17 protein-coding genes are annotated in these 18,261 nt (G+C 41.9%); 6 read left to right on the plus strand and 11 right to left on the minus strand.

The window, feature by feature from the left end; genetic code table 11:
* The first annotated feature begins 5 nt into the window (after positions 1-5).
* The gene (locus FKX85_RS16715) at positions 6-713 is read left to right on the plus strand and encodes a pseudouridine synthase (protein ID WP_141615823.1); all 708 of its coding nucleotides are present in this window, start codon (positions 6-8) and stop codon (positions 711-713) included.
* A gap of 104 nt (positions 714-817) precedes the next feature.
* Complete coding sequence (locus FKX85_RS16720; protein WP_141615824.1) at positions 818-2,308, plus strand: M28 family peptidase; 1,491 nt, start codon at positions 818-820, stop codon at positions 2,306-2,308.
* A 141-nt stretch (positions 2,309-2,449) separates the two neighbouring features.
* On the opposite strand, the gene FKX85_RS16725 is transcribed toward FKX85_RS16720, so the two are convergent.
* The 4 genes from FKX85_RS16725 to FKX85_RS16740 all read right to left on the minus strand — a co-directional run bounded on the left by FKX85_RS16725 (position 2,450) and on the right by FKX85_RS16740 (position 4,712).
* A complete protein-coding gene (locus tag FKX85_RS16725) occupies positions 2,450-2,716 on the minus strand; it encodes a GlsB/YeaQ/YmgE family stress response membrane protein (protein ID WP_141615825.1) in 267 nt (88 codons plus the stop codon).
* A 362-nt stretch (positions 2,717-3,078) separates the two neighbouring features.
* Complete coding sequence (locus FKX85_RS16730) at positions 3,079-4,029, minus strand: DUF4097 family beta strand repeat-containing protein (RefSeq protein WP_141615826.1); 951 nt, start codon at positions 4,027-4,029, stop codon at positions 3,079-3,081.
* A complete protein-coding gene (locus FKX85_RS16735; RefSeq protein WP_141615827.1) occupies positions 4,019-4,414 on the minus strand; it encodes a TM2 domain-containing protein in 396 nt (131 codons plus the stop codon). Before FKX85_RS16735 ends, FKX85_RS16730 begins: the two co-directional genes overlap by 11 nt.
* Complete coding sequence (locus FKX85_RS16740; RefSeq protein WP_141615828.1) at positions 4,407-4,712, minus strand: DUF2752 domain-containing protein; 306 nt, start codon at positions 4,710-4,712, stop codon at positions 4,407-4,409. Before FKX85_RS16740 ends, FKX85_RS16735 begins: the two co-directional genes overlap by 8 nt.
* 655 nt (positions 4,713-5,367) lie before the next feature.
* Here FKX85_RS16740 and FKX85_RS16745 point away from each other — a divergent pair.
* Positions 5,368-6,258, plus strand: coding sequence for a TolB family protein (locus FKX85_RS16745; RefSeq protein WP_141615829.1), 891 nt, complete (start codon positions 5,368-5,370; stop codon positions 6,256-6,258).
* A 224-nt stretch (positions 6,259-6,482) separates the two neighbouring features.
* Here the strand turns inward: FKX85_RS16745 and FKX85_RS16750 are convergent, their stop codons facing one another.
* On the minus strand, positions 6,483-7,457 hold the full coding sequence (locus tag FKX85_RS16750; RefSeq protein ID WP_141615830.1) for a GSCFA domain-containing protein: 975 nt from the start codon (positions 7,455-7,457) through the stop codon (positions 6,483-6,485).
* A gap of 1,756 nt (positions 7,458-9,213) precedes the next feature.
* On the opposite strand from FKX85_RS16750, the gene tyrS reads away from it, so the two are divergent.
* The 3 genes from tyrS to FKX85_RS16765 all read left to right on the plus strand — a co-directional run bounded on the left by tyrS (position 9,214) and on the right by FKX85_RS16765 (position 12,860).
* Positions 9,214-10,512, plus strand: a complete 1,299-nt coding sequence (tyrS, locus tag FKX85_RS16755; RefSeq protein ID WP_141615831.1) for a tyrosine--tRNA ligase — start codon at positions 9,214-9,216, stop codon at positions 10,510-10,512.
* Between the two features lie 285 nt (positions 10,513-10,797).
* Positions 10,798-11,499 (plus strand): TetR/AcrR family transcriptional regulator, encoded by a 702-nt coding sequence (locus FKX85_RS16760; protein WP_141615832.1) that lies wholly within the window; start codon positions 10,798-10,800, stop codon positions 11,497-11,499.
* A 593-nt stretch (positions 11,500-12,092) separates the two neighbouring features.
* Positions 12,093-12,860, plus strand: a complete 768-nt coding sequence (locus FKX85_RS16765; protein ID WP_141615833.1) for an SDR family NAD(P)-dependent oxidoreductase — start codon at positions 12,093-12,095, stop codon at positions 12,858-12,860.
* Here the strand turns inward: FKX85_RS16765 and FKX85_RS16770 are convergent.
* The 6 genes from FKX85_RS16770 to FKX85_RS16795 form a co-directional block, all read right to left on the minus strand.
* Positions 12,857-13,780 (minus strand): YihY/virulence factor BrkB family protein, encoded by a 924-nt coding sequence (locus FKX85_RS16770; RefSeq protein ID WP_141615834.1) that lies wholly within the window; start codon positions 13,778-13,780, stop codon positions 12,857-12,859. The two genes, FKX85_RS16765 and FKX85_RS16770, sit on opposite strands and share 4 nt — an antisense overlap.
* Before the next feature lie 131 nt (positions 13,781-13,911).
* The gene (locus tag FKX85_RS16775) at positions 13,912-14,472 is read right to left on the minus strand and encodes a 1-acyl-sn-glycerol-3-phosphate acyltransferase (protein WP_141615835.1); all 561 of its coding nucleotides are present in this window, start codon (positions 14,470-14,472) and stop codon (positions 13,912-13,914) included.
* An 11-nt stretch (positions 14,473-14,483) separates the two neighbouring features.
* On the minus strand, positions 14,484-15,272 hold the full coding sequence (locus FKX85_RS16780; RefSeq protein WP_141615836.1) for a patatin-like phospholipase family protein: 789 nt from the start codon (positions 15,270-15,272) through the stop codon (positions 14,484-14,486).
* Positions 15,262-16,104 (minus strand): MBL fold metallo-hydrolase, encoded by an 843-nt coding sequence (locus FKX85_RS16785; protein ID WP_141615837.1) that lies wholly within the window; start codon positions 16,102-16,104, stop codon positions 15,262-15,264. The genes FKX85_RS16780 and FKX85_RS16785 overlap by 11 nt, the downstream gene beginning before the upstream one ends.
* 118 nt (positions 16,105-16,222) lie before the next feature.
* Entirely contained in the window at positions 16,223-17,170 is a 948-nt protein-coding gene (locus FKX85_RS16790) for an acetyl-CoA carboxylase carboxyltransferase subunit alpha (RefSeq protein WP_141615838.1), read from the minus strand.
* 222 nt (positions 17,171-17,392) lie between these two features.
* Positions 17,393-17,998, minus strand: a complete 606-nt coding sequence (locus FKX85_RS16795; RefSeq protein WP_141615839.1) for a DUF502 domain-containing protein — start codon at positions 17,996-17,998, stop codon at positions 17,393-17,395.
* Positions 17,999-18,261 lie beyond the last annotated feature (263 nt).

The raw sequence follows: 18,261 nt of genomic DNA on the forward strand, positions 1-18,261 counted from the left end.
GGATCATGACCGAACTCGAAATACTCTTTGAAGACGAGCACTACATCGCGGTAAACAAGCCTGCCGGTGTCATGGTACACCGCTCGAGCATTGCGAAAGACGATGATCCTGTGTATGCCATGCAGGTGTTGCGCGACCAAATGGGACACTATGTCTACCCGCTTCACCGCATTGATAGGCCTACATCTGGTGTGCTGTGGTTTGCCAGAAATCCTGAAGTCGTCCCTGCCTTCCAAGAGCAGTTTATCACCAAAGACATTCAGAAATACTATCTTACCGTGGTCAGAGGGTACACCAAGGAGGATGAAGGGCTCATTGATCACCCATTACGGAAAAAACTCAAGAAAGAACTCCAAGAAGCACAAACGGCGTACCTTCGCCTGGGAAAAGTAGAAATTCCTGTCCAAAGCTCCCCACGTCATGACTCCAGTCGCTATTCACTGGTTCGTGCATATCCCATGACTGGTCGTATGCACCAAATCAGAAGGCATTTTGCTCATGAGCGCAATTATATAATCGGAGACAATACCCACGGAGACAACCTTCAAAACCGCTTTTTCAGGATGCATTTTCGGATGCACCACATGCTCCTCCATGCTTGGTCCACTGTTTTTGATCATCCGATCACCGGCAAAAGGATTACCGTAACAGCTCCCCTACCTGACCACTTTCATAAAATCATAACCGAATTTGGCTGGGAAGAATTGGTGTAACCGTGTACAGTGTCAAATTGGAACTTGGTAGTGCACGATCATCGTTTCCCATTCTGGCAAAAAAAAGCCTATATTTAACCCAGAATATTACTTTAGACATGCTTATGAAAAACAGTTTTATCTACGCAGCATTCGCAGGCCTTACGCTCCTGCCTCTTACAGCTATGGCCCAAAAAACAGCCATAGATAAGTCCATTGAAGAAAAAGAAGCCGTATCCCACTTTAGGTACTTGGCAGCGGATGAGTTAAAAGGACGGGACGCCGCCCGTCCCGAGATCAATATTGCAGGAAGATACATTGCTGAGCAGTTTCGGAAATATGGAGCTTCTCCTATTGATGTGGAGGACAGTTATTACCAGTCGGTACCCTTAAGGCTCTCCGCTCCTCCCAAATCGGGACAATTACAACTCGGAACCGAAAAACTGATCCAGGGTGAAAGCATGCTTGTTTTGGACGGGAAGTCTTTGGAAGGCGCCTACGAAATGGAGGTGGCAGGCTATGGACTAGAGGAAGATCTGGAAGGCAAGGATGTTACCGGTAAAATCTTGGTAGTACGTGTCGGAGGACCAGAAAAAATGGGGCCTTCACAGCTCTTTGCCGCAGGTAGGAAAAAACTGGCCTTGGCCCAGGAAAAAGGAGCTGTTGCGCTAATAGAAATGTACAACCTCAACAATCCACCATGGCCTCTTCTTTTAGGCTATCTGAATAAACCACAGCTGATGCTGGCAGATGACGATAAACCTGAAGATGCCGGAATTCCATACATCTGGGCCAAAGACCTGGACGGAAGCCTTATCAAATCCATTGACCAAGGGGATATTGATCAGGCAGCTGTAGCCATCAACGGAAAGGTAAATAAGGCCATTACCAGCAATAATATTGTCGCAGTGGTAGAAGGGACAGATAACGAACTGAAAGATGAATATGTGATGCTTTCAGCCCACTATGACCACATTGGTGTGGGCACTCCAAACGCCCAGGGAGACTCCATTTATAACGGGGCCAGGGACAATGCCGTCGGAACAGTGGCCATCATCAATGCCGCCAAATACTTTGCGGAAAACCCTCCCAAGCGGTCCATCTTGCTCTGTGCGTGGACAGCTGAGGAAAAAGGGCTCTTGGGCTCGGCTTACTTTGCCGAACACCCAATGGTGCCATTGGATAAAATCATCTATAACCTAAACATCGATAATGGGGGCTACAATGACACAAGCATTATCACCGTCATCGGGCTGGGAAGGACAACGGCGGATCACCTTATTTATGAAGCCGTGGATGAGTTTGGCCTGTCTGCTGAAGGAGATCCGTCCCCAGAGCAGGGACTTTATGATCGCTCGGACAATGTGAATTTTGCCAAAAAAGGTATCCCCGCCCCTACTTTCAGTTTAGGGTTCACGGCCTTTGATGAAGAAATCATGAAATATTACCACCAAGCAGCTGATCAAGTCGATAATTTTGACATGGATTATGCCATGAAGTACTGGAAAGCCTATCTCTTAACGGCAGAGAAAATAGCCAATACCGATGAAAAACCTAATTGGGAAAAAGGTGATAAATATGAAGAAGCTGGGAAGGCGCTCTATGGCGATAAGTAATGTAAACCTGGAATAAATTGGCTTTCCCTGCAAGAAGCTTGTTCACTTCCCATGGCTAAAAAAAGAGCCTGAAAGCCTGACGATCGATATCACCACACAGAAACTTGAAAAAGATAAAGCCGGGATTACTCCCGGCTTTTGTCATTTAGAGAAATTGGGTGCAATCAACTTTTTCCAGATATAAAGAATGATCAATGCTCCTATAATTGCCCAGATTAGGCCCCATCCTAGTCCACTTCCTCCTGCACTTTCGAAGCCCAATGCCTGACCCAAAAAGCCACCCACAAAAGCTCCTCCTATGCCTATTAAGATCGTTACAATAAAACCACCGGGATCCTTTCCAGGCATAATCCATTTTGCTAATGCTCCGGCTATCAAGCCAAAAATAATCCACCAAATAAATGACATAAGTTAATAAGGTTTAGTTGTTAATGAATAATTCAAAATTACTGGAGTCCGAGAAAACAATCGTCAAATTGAAAAAAATCAACTGTTTTTACCCCTAAATCCCCTAAAGGAGACTTTCTAAAGCTCCCTTTTAGGGATGGAATACAAAACCTCAAATTTCTATTTAAAGACAGTTTTTGATCATATTTGAAATTTAATCAGACGCCAGTAATTCAAAATAACGAAAACCTGCAAAATAACCTATTGATTAGTAATATTTTAAAGTATAATACACTGTCAATACCGAATTTAAATAAAGTTTCAATAAAAAAGCACCATAACAGGTGCTTCTAATAAATTATCATAATGGGTTACCCAACTCACTAGTTCTCAATACTGATGCTTCCTGAACTGACAGCGCCGTGAACGGTTTTGGTTGCGTTATTATTGATCCTTAAACTATTTCCGCTTCGCTGATCACCGACACGAACACTTCCACTACTGGCCTGCAGTTCAAAATTATAATCATCCAAGTCATCGGAGGTCTTGATACGAATGGCTCCAGAGCTGAACCTGATTTCAGTATTTTCACTCAAACCAGCCTCCTCCGCTTCTATCATTCCTGAGGACCCCATCAATTTGCCCAGCTCACCAATATTTCGTAATGCTATTTTGCCAGATGTAATCTTCGCATCCACTTTACCCGAAGCATCTGAAATTTCGATCTTTCCACTACTACCAACAGCATCGACGTTTCCTTCAACACCGTGTATTTCCATCATTCCAGAGGAAACTTTTCCGGTCACATTTCCTTTAAGATTCTTTCCCTCCAACTTCCCTGAGCTGACAGTAAGACGCAAATCATCCACGTCCAGATCCGATGCGGTTACCCTTCCAGAACCTGCAGAAATGTCAATCTCATCATACGACACATCGGAAACATTTACAATGCCTGATCCACCTTTTACCTTAAGGTCGATCTCTTTGGGACCAATGACACTGATAAATCCTTTATTATTATGGTTGCCCCAGCCACTGAAGCCTTCACTTTGCTCCCACTCGACGATTAGCCTATCCCCTTCTCTTTCATACTTTATTTCCACGCCTTCTGGGTTGTTTGATTCCAAATAGGCATTTAACGATACTTCGGTAATACCCTCCCTTCCCTCATAGGTCACTTCAAGGGGGCCTCCGTATATTTCCACTGAGTGTACTCCATCAAACACCTCTTCAATATCGGAGACGACGGACATATTTCCAGAATAAGAGCAGCTGGTAAGAAGGACAGCCCCAAAGATCAGGGCTGCCATTTGGTTAATGTGATTAAGCTTCATTGGTTTTGTTATCATCATTGTTAGAAAAATTATCAGTGGTGTATGACATCATAGATAGTGTCTCATGGGCCACCTTAATGTTGTACTCATATGCCAGGCTTTTATAATTGACCAAATCCACGATGGTACCTATCCAACAAAGCCCAAGCGTAAAGAAATAAAGGATACCTAATCCAATCTGTCCCAATACAAAGCGGTGCAAGCCAGCAAAACCAAAGAAACCCAATAGTGCCAAGATCAATACCATCTGGCTATCCTTTCTCCTCGCGCGATATACCTGAGCAAAGAGCCCCGCTTGTTCATCATCCATATTTTTAAGAATCCCTTGGATATATCCAAGTTCCATCCCTTCCAGCTCGGGAAGGTGCTTTAATACATTAGCCATAATTAAGTCTACTTTTTAGTTGCTTTATAATTTCAAACATTCTGTAAGGAATAACTGCCCAAGCAAATGCTCCCATCGGATGCATTTGAAACGATTCCCTAAATTCTCCTAAGGCAAATAGCTTCATACTTCTTCCCAATCCACAGCCCGGACACCATTCGATCCCTGCCAAGCTCAGCGGACATATTGTAAAATGATGCGCTGTATGTGGCTCAATAAACATAACCCCAACTGAGGCTGAAAACCAAAATACGAGTTCTAAGGGTAATTTTGCTTGTATATTCCTTATTGATTTCATTTGACCATTTAAATACTAAAAGGGTGCCATTTACCAAATATAGCCTTAACCTGTCCACAAAGTACTTTTGCACTTCAAAACTGCTCAAAACTGAACAAAAAAATGATCGATTTCGAACACTTTTCGCATATAAATTAACCGATTCGGATTAAATTAAACACATGACACTTCCCCTATTCCCTCAGGGAAATCGCTTTTAGATGAGCGACTGCGTATTCCACTAGCCACGCCACTTTGTCCTCGATATCCACCAGCCTGTCCCGAAATCCTTCGGGACAGGCTGAAGGATTTCGGGAGGGCAGGCTATTCCGACCCCGATACATCGGAAGGAATCTCTTATTTAACTCCTCAAGTCGGGATGACAACGAATTAGAAATTGTGATTTATACAACATTTTTTTTAAAAGCGATTGCCCTGCCTATTCCCTTAGACAAATGCAAAACCAAAAATATATTGCTGATCATCCACACCAAGCCCCAAAGGGGGAAATGCAACCTTGACAAACCCACTTTCCATTACTTTTAGTGATGGAAAGTGCTAGAAAGGCTTTAAATAAACAATTTTAATTACAGAAATAATGAACACACTTTCGTCAAAACCACTTTCCTTTTGTATTTTAGCTATTAAACAGTTCAAACCTTTTGACACCTAAAAGATGAAATACACGCTTTGCTTGCTGGCTTTTTTATTCACTGGAGTTTTTAGCCATGCCCAATCGTCCTGTGACCTGATATTATTAGAAACAAAAAAGATGTTTGGGAATTTCAGTGTCATCCCAGGAAGCGCCCAAAAGCTTACCGACCGTGATGGTTACGATAATCAACCCTCCTTTCTCAATAACGACCAAGTGGCTTTTTCTTCTATAGATGAAAATGGCAATAGTGACATCATCGTTTACAGCTTCGACACAGAGGAGTTTATGAACATGACACGAACCGAATTCAAAAGTGAATTTTCTCCGCGTTTGACAGACTGCGGCAAGTATATTTCTGCAGTCACCGTCGAAGAAGATAGTGCCCAGCGACTCTGGCTCTACCCTATCAACTTCGGTGAACCTGAACTACTCTATGATGACATTGAACCCGTTGCTTACTATGCTTGGTTCAATAATATCGCAGCAATGAACATCCTGGGAGAACCCAATAAGCTGGTGTATCCCTACAGTCGTGAAAATGTAGTTGAGCTGGCTGAAAATATTGGCAACTGCATCCAGAAAAGACCAAAAACCAGCGAAATCACCTATATCGACAAAGGCACCAGTGTGGTCCTTAACGGAAAAGAAACGTTTGAGCTTAAATCCTATGATCTGGAAGAAAAAATAGCTGGCAATCATGGGGTGGCCTTGGGACAAAGTGATGATTTTACATGGATTGATAAAAACACCCTTATCATGGCCAAAGGACAAGAATTGTACATCAAAAAAGTAAACAAAAGCATGGAATGGGAAAAAATTGCCGTGGTATCCATGCCGGGTTACGGTGACATCAGCCGTCTCGCTGCCAGTCCTCGCGGAGACAAGCTGGTCTTGGTAATGAAAAGAAAATAATTAATTCGATAATCGCCGAACAGCAAAGATTTTGAATGGTGAATGATAAATGGTGAATTAGGCATTTTTTTGCCATGGGCATGCCTTTGGCACAATCTTCCAATCCTTAGGAATTTTTAGTCCTTACTAACCGCAGAAGTGTGGGGAGCGCAGAGGATTGGGATGAATGGAATTGCGCCTTAGACAGTCTGTATATCGTTCCACAATTCGACAACCTATAACCTTCAATCCCTTTTCAACTTTCCTTCCAGTTCCTCAATGGCCATTCTGGGATCCAGATAATTATCCAATCCTTTGAGCTTGCTGATCGCTTGGTTTACCTCAAAGACATAGTCCCTGCTCTGTGGATTATAGGGCAGGTTATTTAGTGATTGAAGAATGTCATCCATTTTTCGGGAAGCTTCCAAAAGCTTGGAATCGAAATAAGCTTCGTTGAATTTCGAGGTAATATACTCGATTGCCAAGTCATTGGGCTGTAGCAAATCCCGCTCATAGAACCGGTAATCCCGCAAATCACTGATCTGTAATTCATATGCCGGAAAATACTTTACCTCTGGGAATTCATTAACAATCTGGTGAATGGCCACCCTCAACACCGACTTACTGACACAATTCAGCGTGATTGTGTCTTTGGTATGCATCACAGGACTGAGCACAAAAATGATATTTTTGATATGGTTAAGTTGCGGATAGATATGCCTGAAGGCCTCAAGTATTTTATCAGGTGTTAGTAGCTCTTTTTCGAACAGCTCTTGAGGTGCCTTGTGACAATTGGCCACTACTTTTTTTGATTCAAGATGCCTGAACACATAGGCCGTACCCAGGTTGATCATCAAAAATTCCTGCTTCTTGAAATTTTCCTGCATCACCTGGACCTGGGCTTTAATATTTTCCATCAGTTCTTCCTCCGAAGATTGTTTTCTAAGGAAATCATATTGAAAGTGGTTCCAGTTTCCCTCGTATTCGGTCAGCATTGTCGCATCTAGCTCAGCATGCCTGCCCAGTAATTCAATATGGTGAAAGAGACTGATGGGATTATATATCCGACCAAAAGGGTTACTGGTAATATCCAGGCCATACTGTCTCAGGTTTTGGTCCATCAGCGATGAAAAGCCTGATCCCAAAGACATGATTTTTGCTTCCTTATTGATTTTCGTCGGATTTTCTTCTAAGATCAGTTCACTTCTAAAGGTACTCATGTTTGGTTATTTACGTAAGAAAATATATCAAAAACGGGTAAAATCCCTTTGCTAAAAGATGTTTATTTAAGTTATAAAAAAGATCAAAGAATCCTTTCGCTGTGACAGGTAAAATAGGTTATTTATTTCGAATCTAAATTTACCGCTCCATATGGATTTATAGTGGGCAAATATTCAAGGCCGCTTTTTTCACAACTGTTTCACAATCCTTCGTAAGTGAAGGATTTTGTGACCTGTCTAGAGATAATTGACATTAAAGATTTACTATGGGTAAACTGAGCACTAGCGGGCTATGGAGATCGAAGCATCGCGTGGACGGATGAATTTGGGTACCCATGCTCCTGATGCAGTCGATAATGATATATGTTTTCCTTGCCCATGGTCAGTACCTACGGCACTGTTAGGATGCTGTATCCAATTTCTGGTACCAAGCCAATGCTCCTAACGGAGCATCCCTGCTGACACTTCTGTCGGCTAAAATAGTGAGAAGGGAGTCCTGGCCAATGCCACTAGGTATTTAAGCCTGGTAAAATCAGGTTGCCTCCAGGGGGCTTTGTGCCGTAGGAACAAAACTATTCCCCTGATCTAGGATCAAGCAATATTTCTGGGGGCGGGAGAAGATTTATATTCATTTGGTATGTCGCCACGAAGTCGCCAAGACACGAAGTGTTTTGTAGGCGGATTCCAAATTTCATGGAAAACAAACAGCTTTGGGTCTTAGAATCTTTGTGGCAAAAAAACAAAAAAGAAATCCTTTTAAAATAAAGGGATTCATGCCCTCAACTTTTTCGCTTGCCTCCTTTTTAGCACATTTTGAGGACCAAGCAATATTTCTGGAAGATGAGAGATTTCCAGGTGGTTTTGGTAAGCATATTTCTCTTTAATTTAGCAATAGGAATGCGTGCTCCAGTATAAAAAAATCAGCGTAAATCTTATTAATCTGCATCATCTGCGTGCTATCGAAACCAACCCTAATCCCCCCAGCTTTTCCGCTTGATCCCTGATCTATCCGCACAAGTGGGACAGTCCCGTGGATAATTTACCCACAGTATTCCATATAGAACCTTAAAAAATTCCTGGAGTCCGAGAAAACAATCGTCAAATTTAAAAAATCAACTGTTTTCACCCCTATATCCCCTAAAGGGGTTATTTTAGGGATTGGAATAAAAACCCTCAAATTTTTATTTAAAGACAGTTTTTGATCATATTTGAAATTTAGTCGGACGCCAGTAATGAACTACCCCGACGCAGAGCGTCGAGAAATTCTTCAGATTAAAAAATCAAAGAAGCGGGATGGAACAGGCGCAGGCGTGCCTGTCCAGCAACCGTATAGACCTGATGCAGATCAGTACAAAAAGGTAGCTAGCTGCCTAAATGGAGGAGCTTACCTGTGTGAGTGCTGGCGTTGATTTAGCCCGGAATTAATGCCGTTTAGATAAGAGCAGGCAGTGACCAAGCTGTCATTCCGACCCCGACAGATCGGGAAAGGATCTGTCGTCAGCCCCGCATGGTTACCGGGGACATACGTTGACTAAGCGGCATTGAACCTAGGTTTAGTCAAATAGCTCACCGCAGCGGGTTTTATTTGTTCCTTTTTTGAGCTGGAGCAAAAAAGAAACAAAGATCAGGAGGTAAAAATCACGCTGAAATTTAGCTTATAGAGATCAACGTTATCTATGTTTCATTAATTTTCCTTTCTCTCCCAAGAAACCCTATATTTGCAGCTTAAAATTGATCGAAAATACTCAAAGATACCATGAACAACTTTATTGAAGAGCTGCGTTGGCGAGGCATGGTCCAGGACATGACTCCGGAATTGGAAGAGCACCTTAACAAAGGCATCACCTCAGCCTATCTGGGCTTTGATCCCACGGCAGATTCTTTGCATATAGGACATTTGGTGGGTGTGATGACCCTTCTCCACTTTCAGCGTTCCGGCCATAAGCCCATCGCATTGGTAGGTGGAGCGACGGGCATGATCGGAGACCCTTCGTTCAAATCTGCTGAGCGAAATCTCTTGGATAAAGAGACATTGGATAAAAATATCGCCGGTATCCAAAAGCAGTTGGGCAAATTCCTCAACTTCGAGGATGACCAAGCCAACAAAGCTGAATTGGTGAACAATTATGACTGGATGGCTGAATTTTCATTTTTGGAATTTATCAGAGATGTGGGCAAACACATCACCGTAAACTACATGATGGCCAAGGATAGCGTAAAGCGTAGGCTTGAGGATGGCAATGGCCTGTCGTTTACGGAATTCACTTATCAGCTTATCCAAGGGTATGATTTTTACCACTTGTGGAAAAATAAAAACTGCACCATGCAGCTGGGAGGATCTGACCAATGGGGAAATATCGTCACCGGAACAGAACTTATCAGAAGAAAAGAGGGAGGCAGTGCTTTTGCGCTTACCGTTCCTTTGATCACCAAAGCAGATGGTTCCAAATTTGGCAAGACCGAAGGAGGAAGTGTTTGGCTGGATCCAGAGAAAACTTCTCCGTATGCATTTTACCAATTTTGGCTGAATGTTTCTGATGAAGACGCTTCCAAATATATCCGCATTTTCACCACATTGGAGCAGGCTACCATCGAAGGTCTGGAAAAAGAACATGCAGAAGCCCCTCACCTGAGGATTCTCCAAAAGGAAATTGCCAAGGAAATCACCATCATGGTCCACTCTGGGGAAGACTATGAAATGGCTTTGAAGGCTTCTTCCATCCTTTTTGGAAAGTCATCCATCGAAGACTTGGCAGCCCTTGATGAGCGGACATTTCTTCAGGTATTTGATGGTGTTGACCAAGTGGAATTGACTAAAACTGAATTTGAAGAAATTGATGGCGTCCTCGACTTACTTGGAGAAAAAGGCCAGGGAGTCATCTTTAATTCAAAAGGTGAAGCTCGCAAAATGATCCAAGGAGGCGGTGTGAGCATCAATAAAAACAAGCTCTCCGATCCACAGGACACTACAGATGGACTGGAACTCCTTCAGGGAAAATACCTTCTCGTTCAGAAAGGCAAAAAGAATTATTTTATCATCAAAATAATCAACTAACCTACTGACAGAGACTGTCTCATAATGGCGTATGTATGGTATCACTACTTGCCATATCGGTTTTCATTGGAGACAGTCTCTATTTACCTATATTAACCCTGATTTAAGTTTTCTGATTTTTTTCAAATATAAACCACTGATCACAAATCCAGTAATTACATTATCAGGCTAGATAACCAACAAGGTATTGGCATAATTTTGGTAATTTTTAGTTTGAACCATTATCGATTTTAAATAAAGTTCAATATCTTTAAACTCGGTTTAACATAAATACTTTTTAGTGCAATGGGAGTTTACGAAAGACAAAAAAAGGAAAAAGAAATTCTGGAGGCTGCTATTAGTCTATTTGCCTCTAAAGGCTATCATGCCACCAAAATGGATGAAGTAGCGAAACAAGCCAAAATGAGCAAGGGGCTGATTTATTTTTATTATAAAAACAAAGAAGACCTTTATATGGCCGTGACCAAAAAGGCCTACGAACAACTAAAGGAAATCTTCAGGGATACACAAAAGACCAAAGGAAAATCAGGGATTGACCTGATCACCATATTGATCGATCAGTTTATCCAATTTACGACGGAGAACAAGATGTACCAAGAAGCCATTTTGAATTTCATGGGCCTAATGGCACAGTACAATGATCCTGAGAAAAAGAAGCTAATGGATCCCCTAATTCTGGACAGTCCAAACTTCAATGAACTGCTCGAAATCCACCATGATCCCGCAAAAATCGGTATTCAATTAATATCCCATGGGGTAAGAGACGGCTCCATGCGGCCGGACTTGCAGCCGGAAATCACCTTTTATACTATCTGGACGATGATGATCGGCTATGAGCGCCTAATGGGACCTATCGAGTATGAGAAAAAAGAAGTTAAGATCAGTCAAGAGAACTGGAAAAATGGCTTTATCAAACTGATCCACGAAATGCTGAAAGGCACTATTCAGGCACAAAGGCCAAAAGCCGTCCAAGGCAGCTTATTCTAGACCTATATAACGGAATCATGAAGGCGCTATCAAGGTAATTGGAGGAAGGTGGATAGCGGCAAATGATCTGGTGGCTTAGTATCTCTGTGGCTTCCATTTTTAGGACCACAAAAGCACTAAGGCGCAAAAAGGTTTAGTTGTATCTTGGATACAGCCGAATCGCTTGGCGGATATACAATCGATGTGGAATTGGATTAAAAATTCAATGCTCCACGTTCCCCGGCACAGCTGACGGAACAACAGGCAGTTCCGAATCTTGGTGGCTTCCATTGTTGGGGACTCAAAGACGCAATATACCTATGTGATTAGCCCCATTGTTTGATCCGGTAATTGCTGGTAAAACTGGAAGATTTGAATTCCCTTGTTTCACCCAGAGTTGTTCCTTTAGCGGACCGGGCTTTTCAAGACATCGTTACTGAATGCCATTTCATTCAAATTGAATACCGATACGGATCCCTGTCTCCTCTTGAGTCTAATTACAAACTGCCTAGAAAAGACTATTTTTTGAAAAAATAACACCAAATCACCCAAACTATTTCGCTAAATTTTCTATCTTAATCAAACAATTTTTCATGATCAAAACCTGTAATCAAATGGATCTATCGTCATTGTTTTCTCTAAACAATAAAGTAGCACTCATTACTGGTGCAAGTAAAGGAATTGGCTTAAGTATAGCTGAATTTTTTGCTGCTGCTGGAGCAAAAGTAGTCATCTGCAGTAGACACCAAGAGAAATTAGATGAAATCGCTAAAAAATTATATGCAAAAGGCTACGACATCATGGGAATAGCCTGCAATGTAGGCCGACCAGAGGAACTGTCACATTTAGTGAAGCAAACGGTCAATGCATACGGACAAATAGACATCTTGGTAAATAATGCCGGAACCAATCCTTATTTTGGGCCTGTCCATGAAACTTCACTAGAACTGTTTGATAAAATCATGGATGTGAACGTAAAAGCCCCCTTTGAGCTTTCCAAGCTATGCCTCCCCCATCTACGGAAGTCTTCACAGGCATCCATCATCAATATCAGCTCTATTGGGGCCCTGTCCCCAGAGCCTCAACTGGGCATTTACAGTGTAAGCAAATCCGCCCTCCACTCCCTGACAAAAGTATGCGCCAAGGAATGGGGACAACAAAAGATCCGTGTAAACGCCATATGTCCAGGAATCATCAAAACGGATTTTAGCAAAGCCCTTTGGGACAATGACCAAATTATGGATGTAATCATGAAAAGACTCGCTTTAAAGCGACTTGGAAAAACCGAAGAAATAGCTGCATTAGCACTTTTTCTCGCCTCTCCTGCTGCGAGTTATATCTCAGGCAGTATCTTTACCGTGGACGGTGGATTTACCAGCTAATTCTCCTCATCGGTATTGTCTATTTCCTTTAATTCTATCTTCACGGCATTTCTTACTGGACGTATGCCCCTTCCTGTATTTTCGGCAATATAGAAGGTGACCTGAGCTCCATAGAGGAAAATGATCACAGAATAATATACCCAAACTAAAAAGATCACCAGCGAACCAGCCGCTCCATAAGCACTTCCTATATCACTGTTTCCCAAGTAAAATCCAATCAGGTATTTACCCAAGGCAAAAAGCAGCATCGTACAAATAGCACCTAGCCAAACGGATCGCCACTTCACCTGGGCGTCAGGTAATATTTTATACATCAATCCAAAAATCAAAACCATCATGGCCTGAGTGATAACAAAATTGGTTATGGCAGCCAAATAGCTGGAAAGTCCATCAAAAAGCGTCGATAGCTCATTGAAAAAGATAACAATAGCCGTATCAATCACCAATGAAATCAACAATACAAATCCAATGGAAGCCACCATCGAAAAGCTAAGCAAGCGGTTGACGATAAACTTGATCAATCCTTTTTGGGGCTTTGGTTTAATATGCCAAATATGGTTAATGCTATTCTGCAAACTCACAAAAACCGTAGTGGCACTAAAAAGTAACACCCCAATCGCTATGGTACTGGCCCAAAACCCATCCACATCCAACGTCGCATTATAAATGATCTCATCCAGCATGTTGGCCATCTCCATGCCGCTAAGATCGGATAGTTGTGTCAGCAGTTCATCCCGGACTTCTCCTTTATTGTAAAATGTAGCCCCAATATTTAGCACTATAATCAATAAGGCAGGCATGCTGAAGATCGTATAAAACGCTATACTCGCCGCGAACGTCATGGAGTCACTTTGTCCAAATCCCTTGACACTATCAATAAGTATCGTAAAAATGGTAAACTTTCTAAGCTTCTTTATCATAAGGCGTTAGTTTATAGAAACAAAACAAAATGTATGCCTTCACAATCACATACGCAACCTTAATGTGTAAAAAAATCCAACTGATAAAGCTATCATCTACTTGATAATAACCTTCACCGAGAAATGTACGCTTAAAGAATTCCTTGCTCGGGATACTTGCCGGTTACATTTCTACCAAAGGCTTTGATCTCTTCCATCTGCCCTTGCAGATCACCATTAGGGTATATTGCAGGGCCTATTCCGGCATGTTTCTTTTTATAGTCCAAGAATCCAATAACAATCGGTACCCCTGCGCCATCGGCCACATGATAGAACCCGGATTTCCAACGCTTGGCATAGCTTCTGGTTCCTTCGGGAGTGACCATGATTACCAGTTCATCACTCGTTTTGATAAGTTCGATCATTGCCTCAGTATACGTTTGTTTCCGCTTGCCTGCTATCCGCTTCCTATCAATAGAAATGCCTCCTAGCCCTCTAATAAGCCATCCCAAAGGTCCTACCATAACCTCTTTTTTGATCGTAAACCGCACCGGTACATCCAAGATATAAAAGGCTGCGCGAGCATACAACAAATCCCAATTACTGGTATGCGGGATCGCCACCATAACGGCTTTTTTTAAGCCTTCGGGAAAATTCCCCTTCACTTTCCAACCGGTAAGCCAAAAAACCAACCGAGACAATAACTTCATCATCAAGTTTCCTTTTATTGATTTACTTCACCCAGCTTCATCAAGCCCTCATTATAGGTGATAAAACGCTGAGCGGATTCGTATCCTGCTGCAAAGATATCTGCTGCTTTTTTGATATCAAAAACCCCATAACGTGCAAGGCCCTGTGGCTCGATAAAAAAGTCACATTTATTTTTACGGGTATATACATTATAATTCATGGACATGATCACGGTGCGCTCGATTAACCTTTTCATATTGGAGACATTGGTTTCTTCATGAAGGTGGTTACAGTTTATACCAATGATATCATCACAGCGACCTTCAAGAGGCTCTACTGGCAGATTGTTCAATGCCCCACCATCTATATAGAACTTACCATCGATCTGTATGGGATCAAAAATCCCCGGAATACAACAAGAGGCCATCAATGGCTTGATCAGTTCTCCTTGGGAAAAATACACCACTTTCCCTCTACTGATTTCAGTTGCTGTGATGCTTAAGGGAATTTCGAGGCTTTCAAACGTGTTTTCTGGCAAATGCACTTCAAAAAGCTGTTTCAAAGAATCCATTTTAAGAATTCCTGTCCAGCTGATAGCCGGCCTCATAAACTTGAAATAATTGGTGTTTATGATAATATCGAGGATCGCATCAGGCTTCAATCCTTGACAATAAAGTGCACCCACAATTGCTCCGGCACTGGTCCCCGAAACCCTGCTTGGCTTAATGCCAATCTCTTCCAATGCCTTCAAAATGCCAAGGTGGGCAATTCCCCTCACCCCACCACCCGAAAGTGCTATACCGATATTATGATTAGAGCTCACTCAGTGAAAATGTTTTGTCCAGCCTTACACCCTTTTCGGTCATTTTCACTGTACAGCATTCATGGACAGGGTCATGCTCCAGAAAAAGGATATATTCATTTTTCGCTGCCTCCTCCAAAAACGCTTGTTTTTCTTTCAAGGTTATCAAGGGCCGTGTATCGTATCCCATGACATAAGCCAGTGGTATATGGCCTACGGAAGGAAGCAGGTCTGCTGCAAAGATAATGGTTTTTCCCTTGTATTGGATTCGCGGTATCATCTGTTTATCCGTGTGGCCATCAGCTGTAAAGAAGCTAAAACCTGAAAACAACTCTCCTTTATCAGGATCGAGAAAATTCAATTGGCCACTTTCCTGCATCGGTAAAATATTTTCTTCCAAAAACGACGCTTTCTCACGTGCATTGGGGACTGTGGCCCACTTCCAGTGATCTTCATTGCTCCAGTACTGGGCATTCTTAAAGGTCATTTCAAGTTCCTCTGTTCCGGCCTTGTACCGAACCCCTCCTCCACAGTGGTCAAAATGAAGATGGGTTAAAAAATTATCCGTTACATCATCCACCTGAAATCCCGCCTTTTTCAAAGAGCCATCAAGACTGAAATCTCCATGCAGATAATAATGTGAAAAAAATTTGTCATTTTGTTTATTGCCTATTCCATTATCGATTAATACAAGGCGGTCCCTTTCTTCCACGAGCAAACAACGCATTGCCCAAGTACACATATTGTTTTTGTCGGCAGGATTGGTACGTTGCCACAGTGTCTTGGGCACCACACCAAACATGGCCCCGCCATCCAATTTAAAAAAGCCTGTATTGATCACATGAAGTTTCATAGCCCTGTTGTTTTTCTGGGTTCACACCAATATGATTATTCATCAGTATTATAAAACACCTACAGACAAAAAAGCCTCTGCTGTTTACAGAGGCTTTTTTCTGGGAGTTAATACTGGTTTATTCCTTTACTACGCCCATCGCAGAGAACTTATTGATTCGTTGTTCAATTCGCTTCTCTGGTTTTATTTTATCCAATTCATTCAATGCCTTTGTAATCGCTGCCTTAAGGTTTACCGCCATGGCTTTCATATCCTTATGCGCACCACCTAGGGGCTCAGGGATAATATTATCCACCAGCTTATTGCCCAGCATGTCCGAAGCTGTCAATTTCAGCGCTTCAGCAGCTTGTTCCTTATAATCCCAACTTCTCCAAAGGATGGTAGAGCAGTTTTCAGGTGAAATCACTGAATACCAAGAGTTCTCCAGCATCATTACTTTATCACCAATGGCGATGCCCAATGCTCCACCGGAAGCCCCTTCACCAATGATAATACAGATCACGGGAACTTTCAGCATAAACATATCCCTGATATTATGGGCGATGGCCTCTCCTTGCCCTCTTTCTTCTGCTTCCAAACCAGGAAATGCACCTGGGGTATCTATCAAGGTAACGATGGGCTTGCCGAATTTTTCGGCCATTTTCATCAGACGAAGGGCCTTTCTATATCCCTCAGGGTTAGCCATACCAAAATTACGCTCCTGACGCTGTTTGGTATTTCTTCCTTTTTGCTGTCCAATAAACATCACCGATCTACCATTGACATCTCCAAGTCCGCCGATCATGGCTTTATCATCTTTCACGGTACGATCACCATGGAGCTCTATGAAATCATTGGTAATTTCGTATATGTAATCAAGTGAATAAGGCCGATCCGCGTGCCTGGACAACTGTACCCGTTGCCATCTGGTTAAATTTTGGAATGTTTCTTTTTTCAAAGTTTGTATTTTTTCCTCCAAAGACTCAATATCGGCTGACAAATCGATTTGCTTGCCTTTAGCCAATTCCTTCATTTCTTGAAGTTTAAGCTCTAAATCAGCAATTGGCTTTTCAAATTCTAAGACCATATTTACATTTTTTAACACAACAAAGATAAAAAGATTATCCCGAAGTAAAATCATTGGCCCAACTGTCTTTCCAAATATGGCCTATGCTGATTTACAGATTTGGCGAAATATAAGGATAATTGTTTTAAAATCAACAACTTGAATTCCTTCACTATTGTTACAAAAAATAAGACAAATTCAATAGTTCCACTTAATCGCTTTTATTCTACTGGCAAACCATTGTTATTTTACTTGGTCCTGGTAAATACCCTTAATAAATTTGTCTGTTTCACCAATGCCGGTTTGTTTAAGAATTCTTAACGCTTCAGGCTGAGTCATGTTGGTAGGCTTCACTTGGGAGGCTTTATAGATGATCAAATTACCTGACCATGGATCCGGTGATCCTGGAACAAACACCAACTTATCACCTTCTGGAAGCTCATCCACCAAAAAAGCCAAAACAAGACCGTCCATAGGCACCAGTACCACAGGCAAGTCTTTATTTTCCCGTATTCCAGCTGCTGATTGAAAAGTGCTTTTCATCAAACGGTAAGCTGGAAACATGGTAAGGATATTATTTTCTATCCAAGTGACAAAGGAAGCTCCCACAGCTGATGCCGCTATCAGACCAAAAAAAAAGCAGAGAACAATAATAAAAAAAGTTGTCAGTATATAACTAAAATCAAGGATCTTATCATGATCGGGATTTAACCATTCGGAAAGTTTGTAAGCCAAGGGCTGTAGTAGATGCAGTACTTTTTCCAAAAGCACATATGCGAGCATCAATGGCAAAAGAAAAAACACCCCTCCTTTTAGGGTCTTATTGATAAAATTCAGCACTAATTTCATAGGTATTAGGAATTTCCAGTTAAACCACAAGAAAAGTTTTACCTAAAATAGTCATATTTCAGGTAAAACCTTCTGAAAAGAGAAATTTCATGCTGCCTCAAAAAGAGAACACTTATGCTAACTGCGGAGTTAACAGGGGCGTAGAAATTATGAATAAAAGATCCGGTATCATGGCGGTTTACAAAAATGCCTGAACTAATTCTCCCAACATTAAACCTTAAAACCTCCAAGGACACAGCGGTTTTGTGTTAAGCTATTTCCCA

Origin of the sequence: Echinicola soli (assembly GCF_006575665.1) — a bacterium.
Taxonomy (GTDB): Bacteria; Bacteroidota; Bacteroidia; order Cytophagales; family Cyclobacteriaceae; genus Echinicola; species Echinicola soli.

What these genes read in the sequence shown, in the direction of transcription:
- FKX85_RS16735 (WP_141615827.1), bottom strand. Translation starts at nt 4,414, where the DNA reads ATGGCTAATGTATTAAAGCACCTTCCCGAGCTGGAAGGGATGGAACTT.
- FKX85_RS16720 (WP_141615824.1), top strand. Translation starts at nt 818, where the DNA reads ATGAAAAACAGTTTTATCTACGCAGCATTCGCAGGCCTTACGCTCCTG.
- FKX85_RS16770 (WP_141615834.1), bottom strand. Translation starts at nt 13,780, where the DNA reads ATGATAAAGAAGCTTAGAAAGTTTACCATTTTTACGATACTTATTGAT.
- FKX85_RS16785 (WP_141615837.1), bottom strand. Translation starts at nt 16,104, where the DNA reads ATGAAACTTCATGTGATCAATACAGGCTTTTTTAAATTGGATGGCGGG.
- FKX85_RS16760 (WP_141615832.1), top strand. Translation starts at nt 10,798, where the DNA reads ATGGGAGTTTACGAAAGACAAAAAAAGGAAAAAGAAATTCTGGAGGCT.
- FKX85_RS16725 (WP_141615825.1), bottom strand. Translation starts at nt 2,716, where the DNA reads ATGTCATTTATTTGGTGGATTATTTTTGGCTTGATAGCCGGAGCATTA.
- FKX85_RS16715 (WP_141615823.1), top strand. Translation starts at nt 6, where the DNA reads ATGACCGAACTCGAAATACTCTTTGAAGACGAGCACTACATCGCGGTA.
- tyrS (WP_141615831.1), top strand. Translation starts at nt 9,214, where the DNA reads ATGAACAACTTTATTGAAGAGCTGCGTTGGCGAGGCATGGTCCAGGAC.
- FKX85_RS16765 (WP_141615833.1), top strand. Translation starts at nt 12,093, where the DNA reads ATGGATCTATCGTCATTGTTTTCTCTAAACAATAAAGTAGCACTCATT.
- FKX85_RS16740 (WP_141615828.1), bottom strand. Translation starts at nt 4,712, where the DNA reads ATGAAATCAATAAGGAATATACAAGCAAAATTACCCTTAGAACTCGTA.
- FKX85_RS16790 (WP_141615838.1), bottom strand. Translation starts at nt 17,170, where the DNA reads ATGGTCTTAGAATTTGAAAAGCCAATTGCTGATTTAGAGCTTAAACTT.
- FKX85_RS16750 (WP_141615830.1), bottom strand. Translation starts at nt 7,457, where the DNA reads ATGAGTACCTTTAGAAGTGAACTGATCTTAGAAGAAAATCCGACGAAA.
- FKX85_RS16745 (WP_141615829.1), top strand. Translation starts at nt 5,368, where the DNA reads ATGAAATACACGCTTTGCTTGCTGGCTTTTTTATTCACTGGAGTTTTT.
- FKX85_RS16775 (WP_141615835.1), bottom strand. Translation starts at nt 14,472, where the DNA reads ATGATGAAGTTATTGTCTCGGTTGGTTTTTTGGCTTACCGGTTGGAAA.
- FKX85_RS16730 (WP_141615826.1), bottom strand. Translation starts at nt 4,029, where the DNA reads ATGAAGCTTAATCACATTAACCAAATGGCAGCCCTGATCTTTGGGGCT.
- FKX85_RS16795 (WP_141615839.1), bottom strand. Translation starts at nt 17,998, where the DNA reads ATGAAATTAGTGCTGAATTTTATCAATAAGACCCTAAAAGGAGGGGTG.